A 22,880-nucleotide genomic window follows, 5' to 3' on the forward strand; every position below is an offset into this window, starting at 1 on the left:
AGGCGGACATGGTCGCAAATCCCGGTAACCTGCTCAAAGTTAAGTATCAGGGTATGGGAACACGCATGGCTGACCGCCCCTGTTGGCTGGCCTGCCCTAAGTGTAGCCGCTTTCAGGAAGGGTGCGCGGCGGGGGGTTTACGCCATGGCCGTAGCCAAAAGGCTGCTGAGCAACGCCCGCAAACGGTTGGGTTTAACCGGCTTGTCCAGCACCGGCAAATACTGGGCCCGCAACAGCGCGCGGGTATCGTCGCTGCGATCTGCGGTGATGATGGCCGCTGGAATATCACGCTCCAGCAACCGGCGCACAGCGTATATCGCTTCGAAACCGGTGAGGTCGTGGTCGAGGTGATAGTCCGCCAGTATCACGGCCGGTGAGAACCCGGTTTCCCGGATCAACGCCAGGGCCTCGCCACGACTACCCGCAACCAACACGTGGCAATGCCAGCGCTGCAGTAACATGGCCATGCTCTCCTGCACAGCCGGTTCATTTTCGATCACCATTACCCTGGCGCCATCAAACCCGTTGGCGAGCGCCGAAGGCAGCTGTGGGCGGGCATAGGCCTGCAGCGTCGGCACCGTGGCTTTCGGCAGGATCAGGGTAAACCGGGAGCCAAGCCCCGGGCGCGAGCTGACCTCAATGCGGTACCCCAGAACCCGTACCATACGTTCGACGATCGCCAGGCCGAGCCCCACCCCTTGGCGCCCACCCGAACCCGCTGGCAGAATCTGGCTGAATTCCGCAAAGATTTCCTTCTGCTTGTCGGTGGCAATACCCACCCCCGTGTCCCAGACCTCCACCCTCACCTCGTCGCCACGATTGCGCATGGCCAACAAAACGCCACCACACCGCGTATATCGAAAGGCATTGCTCAACAGATTGCGCAGAATCCGGGTCAGCATTCGCTGATCGGTTTGCACCATCACCGGCCCGGTGCGTACCCGCAGTGCCAGGCCAGCGTTGGCGGCCACTGCCTCAAATTCAGCACCCAGGCAGCGAGTTAGCTCCTGCAGATCGGTGTATACCAGATCCGGCTTCATGGCCTGCTGGTCTAACTTGGAAATATCCAGCAAGTCCGCCAGCAGATCTTCAGCCCCCTCAAGCGCTCGGTGAGCCTGGCGCACCATACGGCTTTCCTGCTCCGGCAAGGCACTTTCCTGCAGAGCAGAGATCATCAAACGGGCGGCATTCAGCGGTTGCAGCAGATCGTGGCTGGCAGCGGCCAGATACTTGTCCTTGCTGCGATTGGCGTCCTCGGCGGCGGCCACCGCCACCACCAACTCCTGCTCTACCTTCTTGCGTTCGTCAATCTGGTGGTGCAGGTCGGCGTTGGCGCTCTGCAAGGCCTCGGTACGCTCGGCCACCCGCTGCTCCAGTTGCGCATTCATCTGTTCCAGCTTCTGCCGGGCCTGCACCCGCTCGGAAATATCGGCTACGAATGCTTCCACCACTTCCGGGCCCAGATCCGGACGCCGGAGCAAGGTAACCGCAACGTTTACCGGGGTCTGATCCGCCCGCATAAACCGGGTTTCCCGGGCGCTCAGGCTGCCGTAGTCGAGCAGTTCCTGGCGAATCACATCGAATTCTGCCGAACTGCAGAACAGCTGCTCTCGCAGTCGGATCAGGGTTGTTTTCAGCTGCTCCGGGCTATCGTAACCACAAATCCGCGCCATGGCCGGGTTACAGGCCAGAAAACCGCCCCTCAGATTGGCCTGAAAAATACCGTGCAGGGCATTTTCAAACAGCCATTTATAGCGGTTGCGCTCCTGCTCAAGTTCTTCAATACGATCCTGCAGCGCCGGGTAGTAATTCTTGCGAACCGACTGACTGCCCAGGCCCAGCAGATCGCCGATGCCGTAGCCACTGCCCACGGGCTCAGAGGGCTTCTTCATAGACAACCTGAACGTCGCGCAGCGAAGACTTTCGCGGATTGGTCAGTATGCACGGATCCTGCAGGGCATAGCCCGACAGATAGGGGATATCAGAAGTGGTGACACCAAGCTCCTGTAACCTGGCTTCCAGGCCTACCGCCCTTTTCAGGTCGACAATCCGTTCCATCAACCGCTGCTTTACCCGGGCATTGGTCATGCCCCGGGTATCAATATCCATGGCTTCGGCCACCCGTCGAAAGCGCTCTTCGGCAGACGTGAAGTTGTAGGCCACCACGTGTTCCAGCAACAGGGCGTTGCACAAGCCATGGGGCAGATCCAGAAAACCACCCAGACTGTGAGACATCGCGTGAACCGCGCCAAGAATGGCGTTGGAAAATGCCAGACCCGCCTGCATCGAGGCCAGCATGATCTGCTCTCGTAGCGCCGGGTCTGAGGTATTCTGCACCAGCGGCGCCAGATTCCGGTTAATCAGCCGAATTGCCTCCAGGGCATGACTGTCGGTGAGCGGTCCGCTACCGGTGGAGACGAATGCTTCGATGGCGTGCACCAGGGCGTCCACCCCGGTGCAGGCGGTCAGATAGGCACTCATGGTTTCGGTGACTTCCGGATCGATCAGCGAAACGTCTGGCACCACGGCCTTGCTGATGATCGAAAATTTGAAGCGCCGGTTCGGGTCGGAAATGATGGCGAACTGGGACACGTCCGCCGAAGTACCCGCCGTGGTCGGAATCAGGATCAGCGGCGGCGGTGGATTGGTGATGGTATCCACACCTTCAAACTCGAGAATGTGGCGGCCATGGGTGGCCACAATGCCGATGCCCTTGGCGCAATCCATCGGGCTGCCCCCGCCGATAGCGACAATCACATCACATTCATGGGCGCGATACAGCTCTGCCCCAGTCATCACCTCGTCCACTCTGGGGTTGGGTGAGACCCCGGTAAAGGTGGTGCAACCAAAACCGGCTTCGGTCAGCAGGGTAACGATTTCCGCCACCCAGCCTGCGGCTTCCACGCCGGGGTCTGACACCACCAGCACCTGGCGGGCGCCCAGGTTACCGGCAAAATTAGCCACCGAACGGCGGGAACCGGCACCAAAAACAATTTCCGGCGAGACAAACTTGCGCAGCGAAGAAATATCGTAGCTCATGGCGGTCTGTTGCAACCAACTTGTTGTTATAGGAATAGCACCAGTCTATCCCAACTTTCCCGATGCTTCATCGACCATTTAGTCGATCAGTGAACCGTAGAAATGCTCAAGTGTTTCCAGCACCCGAACCTGGGATTCCAGCGCCCGAAAGCCGTGGCCCTCGTTCGCGAACCAGACTAAATCTGCCTGGCCGCCTGCCTGGCGGATCCCGCTTACCATGCTCCGGGTCTGTTCCGGCACCACCACCCTGTCCTGCCCGCCCTGGAAAAACAACGCCGGGCAGCCGATGCGTTCGGCCCGGAGTGCCGGAGTGCGGTTCTGCCAGGCCTCGCCGTTTTCGCCACCCGGGCCCAGCAACCAGTCCAGATAACCGGATTCAAACCGGTGGGTCGCCATGCTTAATCGCCAGGGATCGGTCACTCCGAACAGGCTAGCCAACCCCCGTAGCCTTGCCCTCGGCTGCATGGCTGCCATCAGCGCAGTGTAACCGCCGGAGCTTCGGCCCTGAATGAATACGCGCCCGCGATCAATCCGGCCCTGTTGCCCCAGATAATCCGCCATCCGCATCATATCTTGCACATCCGCCTGCCCCCACTGCCCGCTCAACGCCTGCCGGAAGGCCCGCCCGAAGCCGGTGCTGCCGGTGTAATTCACCTCAACCACCGAGAACCCCCGCTGGCACCAGAACTGACAGTGCGGATTAAAACTGGCGTAGGCCGCCGAGGTAGGGCCGCCATGAGCAACCAGTATCAGAGGGGGGCGATCTCCCCCGTTGATGGCCGGGTACAGAAACCCCTGCAAAGGCCAGTGCTCACCCGGGCCGGGCGGCACAACGATGCTCTCGGGCAGAACCACCGGACTGCTGCCGAGCGCGGGCTCCCCGCCAAAGACCGTAGTGATGTCATCTGACGACGGTCGAATTCGCAGAATGGCATCCAGCCGATCAGGCCGCCGGGCAATGCAATACAAGGCATGATTATCAGCCACCAGGGATCGAAAATCGGTGCAATCGGATGCCAGGCGGATAGCCTCGCCCTTGCGCTCCAACCAAAGCTCGCCTATGCCCTGCCGGTAACAGACACTTGCCCAGCCACCGCCAGGCAACGGGCAACGGTGGCATTCCGCCAGTTGCCAGGGTGCGTTGGCATGATCGGCCGCAGCAGCTCCCATAGCCTGCCACCGCCAGCCACCCTGGCCGCGTACAATCTGCCAAGGCTGCCACCAGCCCCGATGATCCGACAGCACATACAACTGGCTCCGCACAAACTGCGGCTGCTGCACCGAGCCGGGTGCCGGTGCCGCAGGGCTCTCTACCCCCGCCAACGCCCCATCAACGTCCACGGCGGCCCTCCAGAGCCGGGAGCGCGCCCAGGGCATATCGGGCAACTGCCAGCTCACCCAGGCTATCTGACTCCCATCAGCACTGATTGCCGGGGCACTGTAAAAATCCAGTCCGGTGTGCAGAACCCGGGTGCGCCCGGCCCGGTCTATGGCCATCAAGGTCTGGCGACCGGCGTCTTCGCACACTGCCAACCAGCGCTGACGGTGGACATCCGGCACCAGGCCACCCCAGGCAAGCCCAGGCGCGTCTACCAGCAATCGCTGGGCGCCAGTCGCCAATTCAAGAGACCACAAACGCTGGTCATCAGACACCCAGCAAATCCAGCCTGGCAACACCGCAAAGGCACCACCACCGTAGCCGTTAATACCACTGCGAACACTGCTACCCGTGTTCAGTCGGCGGACGCCATCGGCATCCGATTGCCAGAGACTCGTTGTGCCCCGGCCCGGATCACTGGCCAGCCAGAACAGTGCACCCCCGCAAAGCCGGAGCTCGGCACACTGGCGAAACCCCTGGCAGGCCTGCCGGGCAGAAACCGGCTCAACCGCGGCAGAAGACATTGGAGTTATCGGCGTTCCGATAGATCAGATCTTCCAGCCCGGCGGTGGCATGGTCAGCAGCGGTGCGGGCGGCCAGAATGCGATCGTGGTGAGCAGACTTGGAGCAAACCGGGTCGGCGTTGTCTGCGTTGCCGGTCAGCAGATAAGCCTGGCAGCGGCAGCCCCCGAAATCCTTGTCTTTTTCATCACAGGAGCGACAGGGTTCCGGCATCCAGCTGTCGCCGCGGTAGTGATTAAAACCCGGACTCCGATACCAGATGTCTTCCAATGGGGAAGCCGTCACATTCGGGAAGTCGATGGGCAGCAGGCGCGCACTGTGGCACGGCAAGGCGGTACCGTCTGGTGCGACGGTCAAAAACAGACTGCCCCAGCCGTTCATGCAAGCCTTGGGGCGCTCTTCGTAATAATCCGGCGTTACGAAGATCACTTTCATCGGGTGATCCCGTTCCGCCAGCTGGTTGCGAAACCGGTTTACCGTTGCTTCGGCTGTCACCAGTTGGGCCCGGGACGGCATCAGACCCTCCCGGTTGGCAAAGGCCCAGCCGTAGTACTGGCAGGTCGCCAGCTCGACATAGTCTGCCCCCAGGTTTTCACACAGCGCCAGAATATCGGCCATCTGGTGAATATTGTGCCGGTGAACCACAAAATTGAGCACCATCGGGTATCCGGCATCCTTTACAGCCCTGGCCATGGCCAGCTTCTGGTCGAACGCCTTGCGGGAACCCGCCACCGCGTTGTTAAGCTCCGGGTCTGATGCCTGAAAGCTAACCTGGATATGATCCAGCCCGGCCCGGGCAAAGTCCTGTACTTTGGCCTCCGTCAGCCCAAGCCCCGAGGTAATCAGGTTGCTGTAGTATCCCAGCTCCCGGGCACCGGCAATCAGTTCCGGCAAGTCCTGACGCACCAGCGGTTCACCGCCGGAGAAGCCCAGCTGAGCCGCTCCCATGGCACGTCCCTGGCTGAGCACATCCAGCCATTGTTCGGTGCTCAGCTCCTGATCATGATGGGCGAAATCCAAAGGATTGGAACAATAGGGGCACTGCAGGGGGCAACGGTAGGTGAGTTCCGCCAGCAACCAGAGCGGCGGCCCGACATGATCAGTGGGTGTGTTCATAGCCATTCAATCCAGTGTTGACGGGCAGCCTCTGCCAGAAAAGCACTGACATCCTCAGCCAGCGGGCCAGCCTCCGGGAAGCGTTGCTCCAGTATTGTCACAATCTGATGGCAACTGTGTTCGCCATCCACCTCGGCCAGAATGGCACCGGCACTACCATTGAGTTTCACCATGCCCTCCGGATACAGCAGAACATGGGCCTGCTGGGCGGGTTCCCACTGGAACCGGAAGCCCCGGCGCAAACGCGGAATTTTATCCATCGGGCGTCTCCTTTACAGGCCACGATGCCACACCTTGGCATCGGTAACCGTATGATAGGGCGGTGTTTTATGCACATAAGCCATGGACATGGCATCCAGCATGGTCCACAGAATGTCCAGTTTAAACTGCAGAATCTCGAACGCGCGCTGCTGCTGGGCCGGGCTCTGGAAGTGATCAAGGGTAATTCCCAGCCCGTGCTCTACATCCCGCCGTGCCTCCGACAAGCGTTTGCGGAAGTAGCGGTAGCCGTCCGGCTCAATCCAGGGGTAATGGTCTGGCCAGCTGTCCAGCCGGGACTGGTGGATCTCTGGTGCAAACAGCTCGGTCAGTGACGAACAGGCCGCCTCCTGCCAGCTGGCCCGGCGGGCAAAGTTGAGATAGGCATCTACCGCGAAACGCACCCCCGGCAACACATGTCGCTGATCGATCACTTCTTCCCGGCTCAGGCCGACCGATTCGGCCAGCAATAACCAGGCTTCAATGCCACCGGCATCGTCACTGTGGCCATCGTGATCGAGAATGCGCTGCAACCAGAGCCGCCGAACCGCGGCATCCGGGCAGTTGGCCATAATCGCGGCGTCTTTCTGGGGAATCTTGATCTGATAATAATAGCGATTAGCCACCCAGCCACGAATCTGTTCCGGCGTGCACTCACCACCATACATTGCACGATGAAAGGGGTGGTGGATGTGGTAGTACGCCCCTTTCGCCCGGAGCGCCTTTTCGAAATCGGCGCGGGACAACGGTGTGTTGGCTTTGGCATTCATGGCAACCTCACAATTCGATGTCCATGCCATCCCAGGAAACTTCGATGCCGTGCTCTGCCAGCTTGGCTCGCTCCGGTGAGTCTTCGTCGAGGATGGGATTGGTGTTATTGATATGGATAAGAATCTTGCGGCTGGCTGGCAACGAATCCAGTAATTCGATCATGCCGCCCTCACCGGCCTGGGCCAGATGCCCCATCTGCTGCCCGGTTTTGGTGCCAACTTCCTGGCGAATCATTTCATCGTCGTGCCAGACCGTGCCGTCAACCAGCAGAACGTCGGCCCGCTTCATCCAGGCTTTTATCTGCTCGTCCGGTTGTCCCAGCCCCGGTGCATACAGCAACGCGGTGTCGCGAGTGGTATCCCGGATAAACAGCCCTACGTTATCACCAGGATGGGGGTTGTCACGCCGTGGCGAATACGGTGGCGCGTTGCTCAGCAAAGGAATGGCCGTCAACTCGAGTGAGGGTGCGCAGGGAATGCGAAACGGCTGCTGCTCCGTAGTCGGCATCGGGCACCAGTTCAGCCCGCCATTCCAGTGCCGGAGCATGTCAAACAACGGAAACCCGTTGCTGAGATCGTCGCGCACCTGCTCGGTACACCAGACATCCAGCGGCAGGCCTTCCCGCAGCGACAGAAGCCCTGTGGTGTGATCCACCTGACTGTCCATCAGCACGATGGCGGCAATGCCGGTGTCTCGCAAGGCCCGGCCTGGCTGCATAGCGGGAAAACCAGCCAGCTGGGCACGGATATCCGGGGAGGCATTGAACAGTATCCAGCGCTTGCCATCTTCGCTGATGGCAATGGAAGACTGGGTTCGGGCCCGGGCATTCAGGGTACCGTTGCGAAATCCGGAGCAGTTCCTGCAATTGCAGTTCCACTGGGGAAAGCCGCCACCGGCTGCTGAGCCAAGAATTCGAATCTGCATGGCTGTCCTCCTGCCGCGCAAACAAACGGCCAGCCCGGAGGCTGGCCACTGTTCGCTTAGCGGTTGGCGAAGTACATAGTTACTTCGAAACCGATGCGCAGGTCTTCAAAAGCCGGTTTGGTCCACATGATGCTCACCTCTTGTCGTGATTGTTAGTGCGTTGCATGTATGGGTACTGCCGGTAAGGCCAGCAGCACACCTTCACTCTAATCACGGGGCCGGTTGCTCCATATGGTACTTTCGAACCGTTTTTTGCCGCCTGAAAGTAGCAGGCCAATGGCCCCGAGGTGGCATTGAGGGGCAAGGGCCGCGCTTTCTAACATGGAGCCTTCCAATAACAAGAAGATCCGGGGAGGTGCCATGTTCGGCCGCCTGTTGCTTGTCATTCTGCTGTCCTTGCCTATGGCCAGAGCCTGGGCAGATCTGCCGGAGACCACCCGGGCAGTGATTCAGGAATTATTTCCTGCCGCCACGGTAATCGAAGACAAGCTGCCGGACTTTCCGGTGTACCCGGTTTACCAGCTACAGCAGTTGCTGGGGTACGCCTATGTCTCAACCGACTTCACCCGAATTCAGGGGTTTGCTGGCAAACCCATTACCATGATGATCGGTCTGGATACCCGGGGACGCTTTACCGGAGTGAAGGTACTGCACCACCACGAGCCCGTGTTTCTGCATGGTCTGGGCGAAGAACCGCTGACCGAATTCGTTAACCAGTACCAGGGCAACGCTCTGACCGATCAGATCATCGTCCAGGCCTCCGGCGGCTCCGGCCGCAATCGCCAGGGCGATCAGGTGTACTTCGATGGCGTGAGCAAGGCCACGGTGTCGGTACTAATTATCAACGACACGGTACTGTCATCAGCACTGAAGGTTGCCCGCAACAAGCTGGACGGTTTTACCCAGGCCGCCCCCACCCGGGCACGTCAGGATATGTATCGCCCGCTAACCTGGCCACAGATGCTGGAGCAGGGATACGTGCAGCAGGCCAGCATCAGCCCGGCGGATGTGGAAAGCCAGATAGGCCGCCCACTGGCGCTCTATCCAGAGGATATGGAACCGGAAGCTGGCGCCCCCTTCAGTCAACTCTATTTTGCCTATCTGAACTCACCCATGGTGGGGCGTAATCTGTTGGGTGACGACGGCTACCGGGCTCTGCAGGCCAGGTTCGGAGAAAACGACAAAGTGATGCTGGTGATGTCCCGGGGCCGATATACGGCCGTGGCACCGGATTTCGTGCCTGGCAGCAGCCCGCTGCGCCTCGGCGCCCGGCAAGGCCAGTTGGCGGTGGAACTGCGTGATCTGCACTGGCTGCAAGGCATGACTACGCCGATTGCAGACGGAGCCCCCGCCATGGCCACCATGAACCTGTTCCGGATGGGCGGCAACGCCGGTTATAACCCGGGTGCCGAAATCGCATTTCACCTGGATGTAAGCCTGCCAAGAAATCATCTGGTGGTCGACAATGCCCGCTTCGAGATTCCGGTTCACTTTCCGGAGGATCTGTTTGAGACGGTCGAAGCAGACAATGGCCAGCCCGCCCGGGCTCCGGTGTGGGTGGGGTTGTGGCAAGAACGCTGGTGGCAGATTTCACTGACCGTGATGGCGCTTACCCTGCTCACCGTCTTCTTTGCGCGCCAGAAATCCCTGACCCGGCACCCTGCGCTGATTCGCCGCTTTCGCTGGGGCTTTCTGGCGTTCACCCTGTTCTTCCTTGGTTTTTACGCCCAGGGACAACTGTCGGTGGTCAACATTTACACGCTGTTTCTTGCCCTCTGGGACGGCTTCTCGCTGGACGTGTTCCTGCTCGACCCGATCATCTTCATCCTCTGGAGCTACACCTTTGTGACCCTGTTTATCTGGGGGCGGGGCGTGTTCTGCGGCTGGCTCTGCCCATTTGGGGCCTTGCAGGAGATGGTATCCTGGCTGGGACAGAAACTGGGATTGCGTCAGATCCGGGTACCGGAGCACTGGCATCGCCAGCTCATACTGCTGAAATATCCGATTCTGCTGGGGTTGGTCGGTACCGCGTTCTATTCGCTGACACTGGCCGAGCAGCTGGCGGAAGTGGAGCCTTTCAAGACCAGCATCACCCTGTACTTCACCCGTTACTGGCCTTTTGTCGCCTACGCACTGGCATTGCTGGCCGCCGGGTTGTTTATCCATAAATTTTACTGCCGCTATCTGTGCCCTCTTGGCGCGGGCCTGGCGGTGCTCGGCCGCTTCCGGATCTTCAGCTGGCTAGAAAGAGTAAAGCGGTGTGGTCAGCCCTGCCAGCACTGCAAGAACGAGTGCGGCATCAACGCCATTCGCAAGGATGGCCGGATTGACTACGACGAGTGCATTCAGTGCCTGGAATGCGTGGTGATTCTCCGCGACCAGACCCAGTGCGTGGATGCCATTGTTCGTAACAAACAACAGCAAAAGCAGGCACGGATTCTGGCCACGGATGCCGCAACCACCTGATTAGCCAGCGACGGGAACAACAATGCGCCCGCGAATCTTGCCATCGAGCAAACGACCAGCGGCATCTATCACATCGTCAAACCACACTTCAGTCATCATGCTGTCGAGCAACTCCGGCGAGAGATCCTCTGCCAGCCGCTGCCAGGCCGCCAGCCGATCGGCTTTGGGCGCCATCACACTGTCGATACCACACAGGGTAACGCCCCGAAGGATGAACGGCGCCACCGTGGCCGGAAAATCCATACCCGCCGCCAACCCGCAGGCCGCAACCACACCCCGGTACTTCATACCCGCACACACGCTGGCCAGCACCTGGCCGCCCGCCACATCGATAGCCCCGGCCCAGGTCTCCCGGGCCAGCGGTTTACCCGGCTCGCTGAGTTCTGACCGATCCAGAAGCTGGCTGGCCCCCAGGGATTTCAGGTAGGCTTCCTCCTCGGGCCGGCCGGTCACTGCCGTCACCGAATAACCCAGTTTCGCCAGTAGGGCCACGGCCACACTGCCTACCCCACCGGTCGCCCCGGTGACCAGCACCTCGCCGGAATCCGGAGTAACACCATGGCTTTCCAGTGCCTGAACACACAGCATGGCGGTGTACCCGGCGGTGCCAATGGCCATGGCCTGGCGGGCACTGAAAGCCTCCGGCAACTTGATCAGCCAGTCTGCGGACAGTCGCGCCTTGCCAGCCAGCCCGCCCCAATGCTTCTCACCCACGCCCCAACCGTTCAACACCACCTTGTCCCCGGCTTTGAATTCCGGGCTTGATGACTCGGTCACCACGCCGGCCAGGTCAATCCCCGGCACCATGGGGTAGCTTTTGACGATGGGCGAGCGGCCGGTGATGGCCAGCGCATCCTTGTAGTTCAGGGTGCTGTACTCAACCTCCACGGTGACATCGCCTTCGGGCAACGCCGCCTCATCGAGCGACGCCAGTGAAACCGTCTGATTCTTGCGGTCGCCCTCAATCAGAATACCTTTGAACATAGTGCCTCCTGTTATTGTTTATCGGGCGGTGATGCAGGCTCACCGACCACGTATCAACATCATGAACCCTTCAGCGAACTGATCCAGCGGTTCCGGGGACTGTTCCAGCTTTGCCCGCAACACCGCGCCTTCCCAGCCCGTCCAGAAAAACTGTGCCATGCGCTCACAGCGAATATCGCCGGGAATATCACCCGCCTGTCGGGCTTCATACAACACGCTGCCCAGGCGCGCCTCCCAGTGGCGCAATACCTGCGTCAACAACCCCCGGAAGCTCTCCGGCAGGGCCGCCATTTCCTGGCCAAGATTGCCAATCAGACAACCACGCCGATAGTCATAACGCGCCATGCCCGATTTGGCATCCTCAACAAACGCCAGAATCCGTTGCAGTGGCGCCTGGGAGGTATCGGAAAACCAGCGCTCCAGTTTGGCGGCGAAATACTGCCCGTAAGCTTCGATTAATACCTGCCCAAAGGCCTCTTTGCTGGCGAAATAGTGATAGAAGGAGCCTTTGGGTACGCCCGCCTGGCGCAGTATTTCATCCAGACCGGTGTAGCAGTAGCCCTTCTCTGTCAGCGCGGCAAGCCCGGTGCGCACCAGCAACTGACGGGTATCGTGATAATCCGCGCTTTCTGATTTGGGCGGCCTGCCCCGTTTGCGTTTTACCGGCTGAACCATCGGTGCCTCTTTAAATAGACCAACTGTCTATTAAATAGTGCATCAAAATTGGACTGTCTGTCTACAAAAACAAAAAAAGGCTCCGGGAAGAGCCTGAAGAGAGTGTCGAAATAATCCCGAGCCCCGAAGGGCATCCCGGAGATCCGGGGCAAGGCAGAGTGCACCATCCCTGTGCGGTCACACGAATGGGGCTGCCGGGGCAGCCCCGAAGGCACCGCCGGATCAGAAGAACCCGAGCGGATTGGTGTCGTAGCTGACCAGCAGGTTCTTGGTTTGCTGGTAGTGGTCGAGCGCCATCTTGTGGGTTTCACGGCCCACACCGGAGCGCTTGTAGCCGCCGAAGGCCGCATGCGCCGGGTACGCGTGGTAGCAGTTCATCCAGACCCGCCCGGCCTGAATGGCACGGCCCATCCGGTAAGCCCGGTTGGTATCCCGGGTCCAGACGCCTGCGCCCAGGCCAAACTCGGTATCGTTGGCGATTGCCAGGGCTTCCTCTTCGGTCTTGAAGGTGGTCACACCAACCACCGGGCCGAAGATCTCCTCCTGGAAAACCCGCATCTTGTTGTCGCCCTTGAACAGGGTGGGCTGAATGTAGAAGCCGTTACTGAACTCGTTTTCCAGATGCTCACGGTCACCGCCTGTCAGCACCACAGCACCTTCCTGCTTGCCGATGGCCAGGTACGACATGATCTTGTCGAACTGCTCCTGCGATGCCTGGGCACCCACCTGAACGTCGGTATCCAGCGGGTTACCGCGCTTGATGGCTTTGGTGCGCTCAACCACCTTCTGCATGAAGGCCTCGAACATATCCTCCTGTACCAGCGCACGGGACGGACAGGTACAAACCTCACCCTGGTTAAAGAACGCCAGCACCAGGCCTTCCACGCATTTGTCGAGGAATTCCGGTTCGGCATCCATGACATCCGAGAAGTAAATGTTCGGGGATTTGCCACCCAGCTCCACGGTAGACGGAATGATGTTTTCCGCAGCGCACTTGAGGATATGCGAACCCACCGGGGTCGAGCCGGTAAAGGCAATCTTGGCAATGCGCTTGCTGGTAGCCAGAGCCTGGCCTGCCTCAATGCCGTAACCATTAACGATGTTGATCACGCCCGGTGGCAACAGATCACCAATGATCTCCATCAGCACCAGAATACTGGCCGGGGTCTGTTCTGCCGGCTTCAACACCGTGCAGTTACCGGCAGCCAGACAGGGGCCAAGTTTCCAGGCCGCCATCAGCAGCGGGAAGTTCCAGGGGATAATCTGACCCACCACGCCCAGCGGTTCGTGGAAGTGATAAGCCACGGTGTTATGGTCGATCTCACCCATGTGGCCTTCCTGGGCACGGATACAACCGGCGAAATAACGGAAGTGGTCCGCAGCCAGAGGAATGTCCGCATTCAGGGTTTCCCGCACCGCCTTGCCGTTGTCCCAGGTTTCGGCAACCGCGAGCTTTTCCAGATTGGCTTCGATGCGGTCGGCAATTTTTAGCAGAATGTTGGAGCGCTCGGTGGGTGAGGTCTTGCCCCAGGCAGGTGCTGCCTTGTGCGCCGCATCCAGGGCCAGATCGATGTCTTCGGCGGTTGAACGGGGCACTTCACAAATCACACCACCGGTCACCGGTGTAATGTTCTCGAAATACTGGCCTTTTACCGGAGCCACCCACTCGCCGCCGATGAAGTTTTCGTAGCGGGATTTGAATGAGACAACGGAGCCTTCTTTTCCGGGTTGTGCGTAGATCATGTCATCGACCTCTTTGTTGTGTTTGTCGCTTGGCAACGCAGCCTTTCGCGTTTACAGGTTCAATGTAGACTGCATACCGCAATAGGTGAATGATTCGTTTGGGGGGAACGACTGGTACCTTGGTATTAGAGTCGCCGGCACGCCTTGCCCCCCGTGACTTACTGGCCGGATACCGATTCCACGTAGGTGCGGATCGACCAGATCGCAGTTTGCTCCAGATTATTCTTGAACGACGGCATGCCCCGCGCAGTGCCGTTCATGACCCGACCGATGAAATATTCATCATCCCACTCGGTCAGCTCCCGCAAATCCGGTGTCAAGCCGCCGGACTGGGCCTCAATACCGTGGCAGCCTGCGCAGTTCCCTGCGTAAGCGCTCTTGCCAATCTCTGCAGCCTCGGTGTTCAGGTGCCCATATTCGTTGCCGCTCCGGAACGGGTTTTCATTCAGTGCTTCGCGGCCCAGATCGGGCAAATCCCCGGTATCGACCGGCTGTGGCGTTACGTTGCCATGGCCTGAGGCCGCAGCAGCCCAGGCAATACCTCCGGCGCAGACCAGGGTTTTCAGGGTGTGTGAAAGGCTCATGATGCAATACCTCTGATGTCATTGTTCTGTTCGCCGAACCTCCCGGCTCCGGCTATGGCATTACTGTAAAAACGGGCAACCGGTAACTGAATGCCACTTTCGCGGATCGCCCTTACTCCCTTGGTACTAGCCCGCAGGACCGAGAGCGAAAGCATGATGACCAGGTTAGTCTGAATGGGAACCGCCTGATTTCAGCCACTTACTTGTCCGCCCGGGATCTTTTCCCGGGTAACCCGGCACCTTGTCCCGATTGGCCCGGGAGTTCCTCCGTCGCCGACCCGCCCTGCAACCGCTAAAACTTTCATCGTCAGCGCACATCCATTGCGTTCGTCACAACAACAACTGAGGGGAAGATCATGAAAACAACATTTACCCAACGCCCCCTGCTGCGCAGTATCAGCCTGGCTTTGTCGCTGGGGTGTGCAGCCGGAGTTGCCAGTCAGGCAATGGCCAAGGACGTGGGCTGGGATGACATTGCCAACGACGCCGAAACCACCCAGGACGTCCTGGGCTACGGCATTGGCCCCAAGGCCCAGCGCTACAGCCCGATGCAGATGATCAACAAAGACAACGTTGAGCGTATGGTGCCCGCCTGGTCCTTCTCCTTTGGCGACGAGAAACAGCGCGGACAGGAATCCCAGGCGCTGGTACACGATGGCGTTATCTATGTGACAGGCTCCTACTCCCGCTTGTTTGCCCTGGATGCCCGTTCCGGCGAGAAACTCTGGGAATACAACCACCGCCTACCGGAAGGTATTCGCCCTTGCTGTGATGTGGTCAACCGGGGTGCCGCCATTTTCGGCGACAAGGTGTTCTTCGGAACACTGGATGCCGGCATCGTGGCTCTGAATAAAGATACCGGTAAGGTGGTTTGGCGCGAAAAGTTTGCAGACCACGAAGAAGGCTACACCATGACTGGCGCACCGACCCTGGTCAAAGACCAGAAATCCGGCAAGGTGCTGCTGATCCACGGCTCCTCCGGAGACGAATTCGGCGTGGTTGGCAAGTTGTTCGCCCGGGATCCGGACACCGGCAAGGAAATCTGGATGCGGCCGTTTGTTGAAGGGCACTATGGCAGGCTGAACGGCAAGAAGAGCACTCCCACCGGTGACCCCCGGGCACCCAGCTGGCCAGACGACCCCAGCCGCGACACCGGCAAAGTGGAGGCCTGGAGCCACGGTGGCGGTGCCCCCTGGCAAAGCGCGAGCTTCGACGCAGAAACCAACACCATCATTATCGGTGCTGGCAACCCCGCCCCCTGGAACACCTGGGCTCGCACCTCCCCCGGTGGCGACCCCAAAGACTACAACAACCTGTACACCTCCGGCCAGGTGGGCGTAGACCCGAGCACCGGCGAAGTGAAATGGTTCTACCAGCATACCCCGAACGACGCCTGGGACTTCTCCGGCAATAACGAACTGGTGCTGTTCGAATACAGCGAAGATGGCGAGGAAGTAAAAGCCACAGCCCATGCTGACCGTAACGGCTTTTTCTATGTAGTTGACCGCACCAATGGCGAACTGCAGAAGGCTTACCCCTTCGTAGACAACATTACCTGGGCCTCACACATAGACCTGGATACCGGCCGACCGGTGGAAGTGGAAGGCCAGCGTCCGCCACCCGTGCCTGAAGGCAAGACCCGTGGCGAGTCCATTGAGGTTTCGCCACCGTTCCTTGGGGGCAAGAACTGGAACCCTATGGCCTATAACAAGGACACCGGCCTGTTCTACATTCCGGCCAACCATTGGAAAGAAGACTACTGGACTGAAGAAGTCAGCTACAAGAAAGGTGCGGCCTATTTGGGCCAGGGTTTCCGGATCAAGCGCATGTTCGACGATCACGTGGGTATCCTGCGGGCCATGGATCCGATGACCGGCGAGTTCAAGTGGGAGCACAAAGAGCCCATGCCGCTCTGGGCAGGTGTGTTGACCACCAAGGGCGGGCTGGTCTTCACCGGCACCGGCAACGGCTACTTCAAGGCGTTTGACGCAGACACCGGCGAAGAACTCTGGAAGTTCCAGACCGGCTCCGGAATCATTTCCTCGCCAGTCACCTGGGAAATGGACGGTGAGCAATACGTCGGTGTGGCATCTGGCTACGGTGGCGCGGTGCCATTGTGGGGTGGCGACATGGCGGAGCTGACCAAGCCGATTTCCCAGGGCGGATCGTTCTGGGTCTTCAAGGTACCTTCCTGGGCGACTGCGGCGAAGTAAGCGGTCAATCTGCACGACCGTCGGCAACTGCCGGCGGTCACACACTGTCCGGAGGATGTTATGAAACACTTTGCCAGTATCTGCCTGGTGGCGGCCATGTCACCTGCCCTGGCCGGAGACTACCTGGCGGACTACCAGGTACCTGAATTCAACGGCTGTAAACTGGAAGCCAAAACCGTGTGCCCCGGCGCTGATCTGCGAGGCGCGGATTTATCCAACCTCGACCTGCAGCTCGCCGACTTCAAAGGCGCCGATTTCACCGGGGCGACCCTTAACCATACCAACCTTCGGGGGGCTGACCTCGGTGGCGCCACCCTCGATAAAGTAACTGCACACCGGGTCAATCTGTACCGGGCCAGCATTCGCGGCGCGAAAGTACGCCATGCCCGGTTGCAGGGTGCTCAGGGGGAGTATTTATTTGCCCAGGGCGCAGATTTTTCCGGGACCGACATGACCGGCGCCAATTTCAGTTTTTCCCGCTTTTCCGGCGCCACACTGCAACAGAGCAACCTGGCTTTCGCCAGCTTTGAAATTGCCTGGCTGCCAAAAGCCGACCTGAATGCCGCCAATCTGTTCGGCGCCAATCTGCAGGAAGCAAAATTCGGCCATGCAAACCTGGCCGGAGCCGACCTTCGCGCCACTCGCATACATTATGCAACCTTTGAAGGTACCTACATGGAAGGCTGTCAGGGCTGTCCCTTCGACTGGTAGATCACCCGACCCCTGCGGGCACACAAGGCACCGGTCGCCCGTACTGTACCAGCCCCGCATCCACGGCAATGTGGAGAAGCTCCAGCGAGGACGACGCCTGGAGCTTGTTTTTCAACAGCGACAAATGGTTGGCAACCGTTTTAGTGCTGATACTGAGTTGGCGGGCAATGCCCGGATTGTTATAACCACGGGCGACCAGAATCAGAATTTCCAGTTCCCGCTGGGTGATGTCCGCCACTCGGTGATCTGTTTTTTGCTCCCCGCCCAGGGCCAGCCGTGTGGCCAGGCTATGTTGCAGGTACGTATCACCGGCACTAACCGTTCGCACTGCAGCCACCAGCTCCGACGGCGTGCACTGTTTGTTGAGGAAGCCCCGGGCTCCCGCTGCCATTGCCTGGCGCACCATCGCGCTGTCATCCGAGCTGGTCAGAAAGACGATGGCGGTGTTACGCCAACGCTGCTGAACCCGGCGACACAACTCCAGACCCGAGTAATCCGGCAACAACAACTCCGTCAGCAACAGGTCAGGGCCCGGGCCCGTGGTGTCAGTGAACGCTTGCCCACCGTCGCCGGCACCGGTTGCGATGATGCCCGGCATCAGGCTTCTGAGCAGGCAAAGCGTGCCTTCACGCATCAGACTCTGGGGCTCAACCACCAGTACTTTCATAGCATCACCTGTTCGGCTGCGATCCGGACACGGATCCTCAGGGTTATCCTAATCATCGCCTGCCGCCAGACCATGGTTCTTTAGTACCGGCCATTTACTACTTTTCGAATATTTCCGTCGGCTGCCCGGTGGCCTACTCTCTGAGTCATTCATCACCGTTCGAGCCGGAAATCATGCCCCTCGTCATCGAAAACCTGAGCCACCGGTACCCCGGCAAGACAGCACTGGCCGATGTCAGCTTTCGTCTTGCCCCCGGGCAATTCAACGGTTTGCTGGGGTTGAACGGGGCAGGCAAAACCACGCTCTTTGGCCTGGCAACCCGGCTGCTGGCCATTCAACGGGGCAGTATTTACCTGCAGGGGCACAGTCTTGCCCGGCCAACGATGGCGGCCTTGCGGGGACTGGGCGTGGTCTTTCAACAGAGCACGCTGGATCTGGATCTGACGGTGCAACAGAACCTGGCCTACCACGCCTCACTGCAGGGTTTGCGGCCATCCATGGCCCGGGCACGTATTTGTCAGGAGCTGGCTCGGTTTGAGCTGACCGACCATCACAATCGCCCGGTTCGCATGCTCAATGGCGGGCACCGACGGCGGGTAGAGCTGGCCCGGGCAATGCTGCATCAGCCGGAGGTTCTATTACTGGACGAACCCACCACCGGCCTTGATGTGGCCAGCCGGAGCTTTCTGGTCGAGCACGTTCACCAACTGTGCCGGAAACAGGGCCTAACCGTACTCTGGGCAACCCATCTGTTTGACGAATTACAGGCCAGCGACCAGGCGCTTGTGCTGCACCAGGGCCGGTTACTGGCAAACCAGGCGGCCGCAGAATTGATACGGGAACAGCAGTCTGACAACCTGCAATCGGCTTTCGAAGCGCTGACGCAGGGAGACTCGCCATGAGCCTGAGCCGCTACTGGTATGGTTTCCTCGGTATTCAACGGCGGGAATGGCAGCGCTTCTGGCTGCAGCGGGCAAGATTTGCCACGGCCCTGGTACGCCCCCTGCTCTGGTTGTTTGTGTTTGCCGCAGGGTTTGGCCTGAGCACCGGATTTTCCATACCCGCGGCACTGCCCGGCTCTTCCGGTTACCAGGCCTACATGGTGCCGGGGCTCTGCGGCATGGTCATACTGTTCAACAGCATGCAGTGTGCGCTTTCCATGGTCTACGACCGGGAGCTGGGCAGTATGCGCATACTGTTGGTCAGCCCCCTGCCCCGCCCGTTTCTGCTGATCGCCAAACTGCTGGCCATGGGCACCGTATCCGTGGCCCAGAGCCTCGGCTTTCTGGCCCTGGCACGGCTGGCGGATAGCAGCATTCCACCGGCCGGCTACCTGGCGGCCCTGCCGTTGCTGGTGGCCACCAGCCTGATGCTGGGCGCTACGGGCTTGCTGATCGCAACCTGGATAAAGCAACTGGAGAACTTCGCAGGACTGATGAACTTTGTCATTTTCCCGCTGTTTTTCCTGTCTTCCGCACTCTACCCGCTGTCTTCGATGGCTGAATCCAACCCCTGGCTGTACTGGCTTTGCCAGGTAAATCCGTTTACCCATGCGGTAGAAGCCATTCGCCACGCACTCTATTTGCAATGGAATCCATTGGCTCTGGGAGTAACCGTCGTCACTACCTGCGTTCTGGCTCTGTCGGCGACAACCGGCTTTCGGCCGCAACGCACACGCGTGCTCGGAAGAGTGCCCTCCTGAGCACGGTTACCCGGCGCCGCACCGTTAATGTTGGTGCCCGGGCGTTTGCTGCCCATAGTGGACGAATGACGGCGAGGCGAAAAAAGGTGTCCTCAGTGAGCGGCTCCAGCTCTGACGCCGACACTTCACAACCGTTGCTACCCAGGTGGATCTTCCAGCGTGAACTGGAATAGGTGCTGTACGAAGAGCAGGCAATACCGCCTAACGGTAAGACGTCAGCCGCAAAGAGCTTATAACCATTCTGCCAGTTCCATGTCATACCTGCGCCGGTTGCCCAGGCCGCAATGGCAACAGAGGCAGAGCGCCGTACACCATCAGCGTCACGCCAAGCATGGCGACCACAACAGCGGGCCCCACCGGTAAATCAAACGTGACCGAACAGACCAGGCCCGCCAGATGCCCTGAGATAGCCACAAACGCGGCATGAAAAGGAGGCATCCGGCGAAGAAACAGTGGAGTTATGATCAGCGTTGCGAACACCACATAGATGCCCGCAAGCGCCACAGTGTAGGTGACCGCGACAGCAAACACGGGCAGAAACGCCCGCCCGACCATCCATTCCGGGTAACAGAATCCCATCACCCAGACGCACAGCACAAGCACTGACGTTGCCCATACCAGAGGGGGTGCGGCCCACAACAAATCGCCGGAGGCGGAACTCTGAAGTGCCTGCGCACCATGAGGGTCACCGCTAACCAGTAACACGGCCAGGTTTGCCCCAAGTACGTAAAGAACCCCGATCCAGGCCTCCCTGCCTCTACTCACCCGCTGGAAAATCAGGTGTACAGCCAAAGCCGCCAATAGAGCGAACAGCAGGCTGCTGACCGATGCGCCAGCCAGCATCTGCCCCCCCAGCAAGTGGACACCCGCCAGAGTTCCAAGAGCCGCCCACTGGGCAATAGCCAGATCCGCAAAAATTACGCCCCGGGCAATCACCTGGTAACCCAGCGGTACCAACAGCAGACACAGCATTACGCTACCGGCTACCGGCAGCAGCAACCATTCACAGGCTGCCATGGGCGGCTCCGGCTACCGTCAACTCGATTCGACTGATGATCGCACTGATTAGCCCTTCAAGGCTGGCGGTTTCCGGGTTATCGGTCACCGTACCGGGCACCGTGATTACGGCCAGCCCGGTCTGCTCCGCCAGCCAGTACGCTGGCCTGGGGTTCTGGTGGCTGGCAATCAGAATGGCATTTGCACCGGCAAGCTCCGGAACGGCCAGCAGTTCGCTCAGGTGGCTGGCACTCGGCGGCAAGCCGGGCTTCGGTTCGAGATCCGCAATCACTCGCACGCCCAGCCACTCCAACAGATAACTGAACCCGGTGTGCTGCACCACCACCGACGCGCCTTCCAGCGCCTGTGCCCGAGCTCGCCATTCGGTTCGTAACCGGTTCCACCCCGCTCGCCAGCGGAGATAACGACCGTGAACCCCTGGCGCAGCTTCCGGTGCGATACCCGCAAGTCGCTGCGCCAGAGCTTGCACGATTTCAGGCACTTCGTCCGGAGCCAGGTGCACATGAGGGTTTCCCTCGGGGTGAACGTCGCCCATGCTGCGATCTACGTGCTCATGGGAAGCATGCAGCCGGGCATGATCTGCCGCAAAAAACAGACCCGGACGGCCCGCCTGTATCGCCGGGTTAGAGGCTCGCTGCAACAACACCGGTAACCAGCCAGCCTCCAGCGACGCGCCCGTACAAACGGCAAGATCCGCTGCCCGCACCGCCGCAATCAGGCTTGGCCGCGCCTCAATATAATGAGGATCCTGCAGATAGGAAGTGGCCGTGGTAATCCGGGCATTCGGTACCAACTCCCGCACCAGAGCGGCCCATTCCGGCTCGCAGGCAAAGATCCGCAGCTGTGCCTGCACCGGCCACGCAGACACCAACAACACCAGTGCAATGAGCAGGTTTCGACACACCATGTCAGAAACCATGAGCGCCGTGGGCGCCAAGGGACATCACATACTGCAGCATCACGGTGTTGTCAGCGTTGCTGAAACCGGTTGCTTCCTGGTGGGTGTACTGCAACCTCACAGTGGAGAAATGTGAGCGGAACCAGGACAGCATCACGTCGGTCTCTTCCAGGGTCTGGCTATGAAAGTGATCGCCGTGGGCTTCCTGAAGATCCACCTCACCGTAACGAACACCCGCCGACCACTGTGGGGCGAACTGGTAGACACCGGACACGTACCAGCCTTCGTTGGTATCGTCAGACTCCGCAAACTGGTTCAGCTCGTCCCCGTAGAGGTATTCGCCGCTGAGCGTCAGTTGTTGCTCACGGGTATTGCCGTTGGGTGACCACTTCCAGACCAGATCGGCAATGTAAAGGTTTTCGCTGGTGTAGCCGGAGCCATGACTGTGGCCGTGGTCGTGCCCTTCCTCGTGATCATGGTCGTGACCACCGTCCCCGGTAGCCGTCGATTTGGCATGGCGGTTCCGAAGCCAGGACAGTCCCAGCTGCCAGCTTTGGGACAGACTGATGTCACCACCGAGACGGGTATTGACGGTGTAAACGCCAATATCTTCCTCGCCCTCGGTCAGCTGGTCGCCAGCAAAGGCTTCTGCGCCGACCTGCCAGAAAAAGGGCGCCGGCAACAGCACATTCAGGCGCGCACCCGTATCGTAATAGTGACTACCGAGCATCGCGCGATAAGCCGCAGGACGCTCGACAAAGTCATCTTCATGCATGTGACGACCGTTCAGGTAGCCAACCTGCGACAGGAAACGACCAGCCCGCACGTTCAGTGCGTAAGGCAAGCCATTCGTCTGCAGATACGCCTCTTCAATCAGCACCTCACTCTCACCGTCATGCTCTTCAAACACGGCGGTGAGTCGACCGGAGAACAGGTCATCAATCGGGGAAGAAAGGGACAGTTCTGTGTGGCCGAGGCCAAAGCCCTGATCCCGGTGGGAAAGGGCCGTTTCATTCTGTTTGTAGTATCCATCCAGCGTCACACTGACGTCCGGGTTGAGTTCATTGGCGGTTGCCCCGCCTGCAGCCATGGCCAGAGGAAGAATGGCAAAAGGTGCAAAACGTTTAAACATAGTGACTCCGGAGATAAACCGACACGGCGCGCCAACGGGTGTCGGCGCGCCCTGCTGGATTCAGAACAGGTTGGTGAGAT

At 59.7% G+C, this 22,880-nt stretch carries 21 protein-coding genes; 5 read left to right on the forward strand and 16 right to left on the reverse strand.

Annotated features, from left to right (window positions below):
• Positions 1-137: 137 nt before the first annotated feature.
• From C7H09_RS08605 to pqqA, 8 genes are all read right to left on the reverse strand, one after another.
• Entirely contained in the window at positions 138-1,892 is a 1,755-nt protein-coding gene (locus C7H09_RS08605) for a PAS domain-containing hybrid sensor histidine kinase/response regulator (protein ID WP_106762146.1), read from the reverse strand.
• Positions 1,876-3,039: an alcohol dehydrogenase-like regulatory protein ErcA gene (gene ercA, locus C7H09_RS08610; RefSeq protein WP_106762147.1), complete on the reverse strand. Its 1,164-nt coding sequence runs from the start codon at positions 3,037-3,039 to the stop codon at positions 1,876-1,878. The genes C7H09_RS08605 and ercA overlap by 17 nt, the downstream gene beginning before the upstream one ends.
• 78 nt (positions 3,040-3,117) lie before the next feature.
• Entirely contained in the window at positions 3,118-4,941 is a 1,824-nt protein-coding gene (locus C7H09_RS08615) for a S9 family peptidase (RefSeq protein WP_106762148.1), read from the reverse strand.
• On the reverse strand, positions 4,922-6,055 hold the full coding sequence (pqqE, locus tag C7H09_RS08620; protein WP_106762149.1) for a pyrroloquinoline quinone biosynthesis protein PqqE: 1,134 nt from the start codon (positions 6,053-6,055) through the stop codon (positions 4,922-4,924). Before pqqE ends, C7H09_RS08615 begins: the two co-directional genes overlap by 20 nt.
• Positions 6,052-6,315: a pyrroloquinoline quinone biosynthesis peptide chaperone PqqD gene (pqqD, locus tag C7H09_RS08625; RefSeq protein ID WP_106762150.1), complete on the reverse strand. Its 264-nt coding sequence runs from the start codon at positions 6,313-6,315 to the stop codon at positions 6,052-6,054. Before pqqD ends, pqqE begins: the two co-directional genes overlap by 4 nt.
• A 12-nt stretch (positions 6,316-6,327) precedes the next feature.
• The gene (pqqC, locus tag C7H09_RS08630) at positions 6,328-7,083 is read right to left on the reverse strand and encodes a pyrroloquinoline-quinone synthase PqqC (protein ID WP_106762151.1); all 756 of its coding nucleotides are present in this window, start codon (positions 7,081-7,083) and stop codon (positions 6,328-6,330) included.
• A gap of 7 nt (positions 7,084-7,090) precedes the next feature.
• Positions 7,091-8,008, reverse strand: a complete 918-nt coding sequence (gene pqqB, locus C7H09_RS08635) for a pyrroloquinoline quinone biosynthesis protein PqqB (RefSeq protein WP_106762152.1) — start codon at positions 8,006-8,008, stop codon at positions 7,091-7,093.
• A gap of 56 nt (positions 8,009-8,064) precedes the next feature.
• Positions 8,065-8,136 (reverse strand): pyrroloquinoline quinone precursor peptide PqqA, encoded by a 72-nt coding sequence (gene pqqA, locus C7H09_RS08640; RefSeq protein ID WP_106762242.1) that lies wholly within the window; start codon positions 8,134-8,136, stop codon positions 8,065-8,067.
• 232 nt (positions 8,137-8,368) lie between these two features.
• On the opposite strand from pqqA, the gene C7H09_RS08645 reads away from it, so the two are divergent.
• Positions 8,369-10,474: a NosR/NirI family protein gene (locus C7H09_RS08645; RefSeq protein WP_106762153.1), complete on the forward strand. Its 2,106-nt coding sequence runs from the start codon at positions 8,369-8,371 to the stop codon at positions 10,472-10,474.
• Here the strand turns inward: C7H09_RS08645 and acuI are convergent, their stop codons facing one another.
• From acuI to pedF, 4 genes are all read right to left on the reverse strand, one after another.
• The gene (gene acuI, locus C7H09_RS08650) at positions 10,475-11,458 is read right to left on the reverse strand and encodes an acrylyl-CoA reductase (NADPH) (RefSeq protein ID WP_106762154.1); all 984 of its coding nucleotides are present in this window, start codon (positions 11,456-11,458) and stop codon (positions 10,475-10,477) included. It lies immediately after the preceding gene.
• A gap of 39 nt (positions 11,459-11,497) precedes the next feature.
• The gene (gene acuR / locus C7H09_RS08655) at positions 11,498-12,133 is read right to left on the reverse strand and encodes an acrylate utilization transcriptional regulator AcuR (RefSeq protein WP_106762155.1); all 636 of its coding nucleotides are present in this window, start codon (positions 12,131-12,133) and stop codon (positions 11,498-11,500) included.
• Positions 12,134-12,355: 222 nt separating this feature from the next.
• Positions 12,356-13,876 (reverse strand): acetaldehyde dehydrogenase ExaC, encoded by a 1,521-nt coding sequence (gene exaC, locus C7H09_RS08660; RefSeq protein ID WP_106762156.1) that lies wholly within the window; start codon positions 13,874-13,876, stop codon positions 12,356-12,358.
• 158 nt (positions 13,877-14,034) lie between these two features.
• On the reverse strand, positions 14,035-14,460 hold the full coding sequence (gene pedF, locus C7H09_RS08665) for a cytochrome c-550 PedF (protein ID WP_106762157.1): 426 nt from the start codon (positions 14,458-14,460) through the stop codon (positions 14,035-14,037).
• 356 nt (positions 14,461-14,816) lie between these two features.
• Between pedF and C7H09_RS08670 the strand changes: the two genes are divergently transcribed.
• Together C7H09_RS08670 and C7H09_RS08675 are read left to right on the forward strand one after the other, a co-directional pair.
• Positions 14,817-16,673: a methanol/ethanol family PQQ-dependent dehydrogenase gene (locus C7H09_RS08670; protein ID WP_106762158.1), complete on the forward strand. Its 1,857-nt coding sequence runs from the start codon at positions 14,817-14,819 to the stop codon at positions 16,671-16,673.
• 60 nt (positions 16,674-16,733) lie between these two features.
• Positions 16,734-17,384 carry a pentapeptide repeat-containing protein gene (locus C7H09_RS08675; RefSeq protein ID WP_106762159.1) on the forward strand — a complete coding sequence of 217 codons (651 nt, stop codon included), beginning with the start codon at positions 16,734-16,736 and terminating at the stop codon, positions 17,382-17,384.
• Between the two features lies 1 nt (position 17,385).
• Here C7H09_RS08675 and C7H09_RS08680 read toward each other — a convergent pair whose 3' ends face one another.
• A complete protein-coding gene (locus C7H09_RS08680; protein WP_106762160.1) occupies positions 17,386-18,051 on the reverse strand; it encodes a response regulator transcription factor in 666 nt (221 codons plus the stop codon).
• A gap of 173 nt (positions 18,052-18,224) precedes the next feature.
• On the opposite strand from C7H09_RS08680, the gene C7H09_RS08685 reads away from it, so the two are divergent.
• Positions 18,225-18,953 (forward strand): ABC transporter ATP-binding protein, encoded by a 729-nt coding sequence (locus C7H09_RS08685; protein ID WP_106762161.1) that lies wholly within the window; start codon positions 18,225-18,227, stop codon positions 18,951-18,953.
• Positions 18,950-19,753: an ABC transporter permease gene (locus C7H09_RS08690; RefSeq protein ID WP_106762162.1), complete on the forward strand. Its 804-nt coding sequence runs from the start codon at positions 18,950-18,952 to the stop codon at positions 19,751-19,753. Before C7H09_RS08685 ends, C7H09_RS08690 begins: the two co-directional genes overlap by 4 nt.
• Before the next feature lie 255 nt (positions 19,754-20,008).
• Here C7H09_RS08690 and C7H09_RS08695 read toward each other — a convergent pair whose 3' ends face one another.
• From C7H09_RS08695 to C7H09_RS08705, 3 genes are read right to left on the reverse strand one after another with little or no spacing between them, the layout of a single operon-like run.
• Positions 20,009-20,770, reverse strand: a complete 762-nt coding sequence (locus tag C7H09_RS08695; protein WP_106762163.1) for an ABC transporter permease family protein — start codon at positions 20,768-20,770, stop codon at positions 20,009-20,011.
• Positions 20,757-21,677, reverse strand: coding sequence for a metal ABC transporter solute-binding protein, Zn/Mn family (locus C7H09_RS08700; RefSeq protein ID WP_106762164.1), 921 nt, complete (start codon positions 21,675-21,677; stop codon positions 20,757-20,759). The genes C7H09_RS08695 and C7H09_RS08700 overlap by 14 nt, the downstream gene beginning before the upstream one ends.
• Before the next feature lies 1 nt (position 21,678).
• On the reverse strand, positions 21,679-22,800 hold the full coding sequence (locus C7H09_RS08705; protein WP_106762165.1) for an urease accessory protein UreE: 1,122 nt from the start codon (positions 22,798-22,800) through the stop codon (positions 21,679-21,681).
• Between the last annotated feature and the right edge of the window lie 80 nt (positions 22,801-22,880).

It is taken from the genome of Marinobacter fuscus (genome assembly GCF_003007675.1).
GTDB lineage: Bacteria > Pseudomonadota > Gammaproteobacteria > Pseudomonadales > Oleiphilaceae > Marinobacter > Marinobacter fuscus.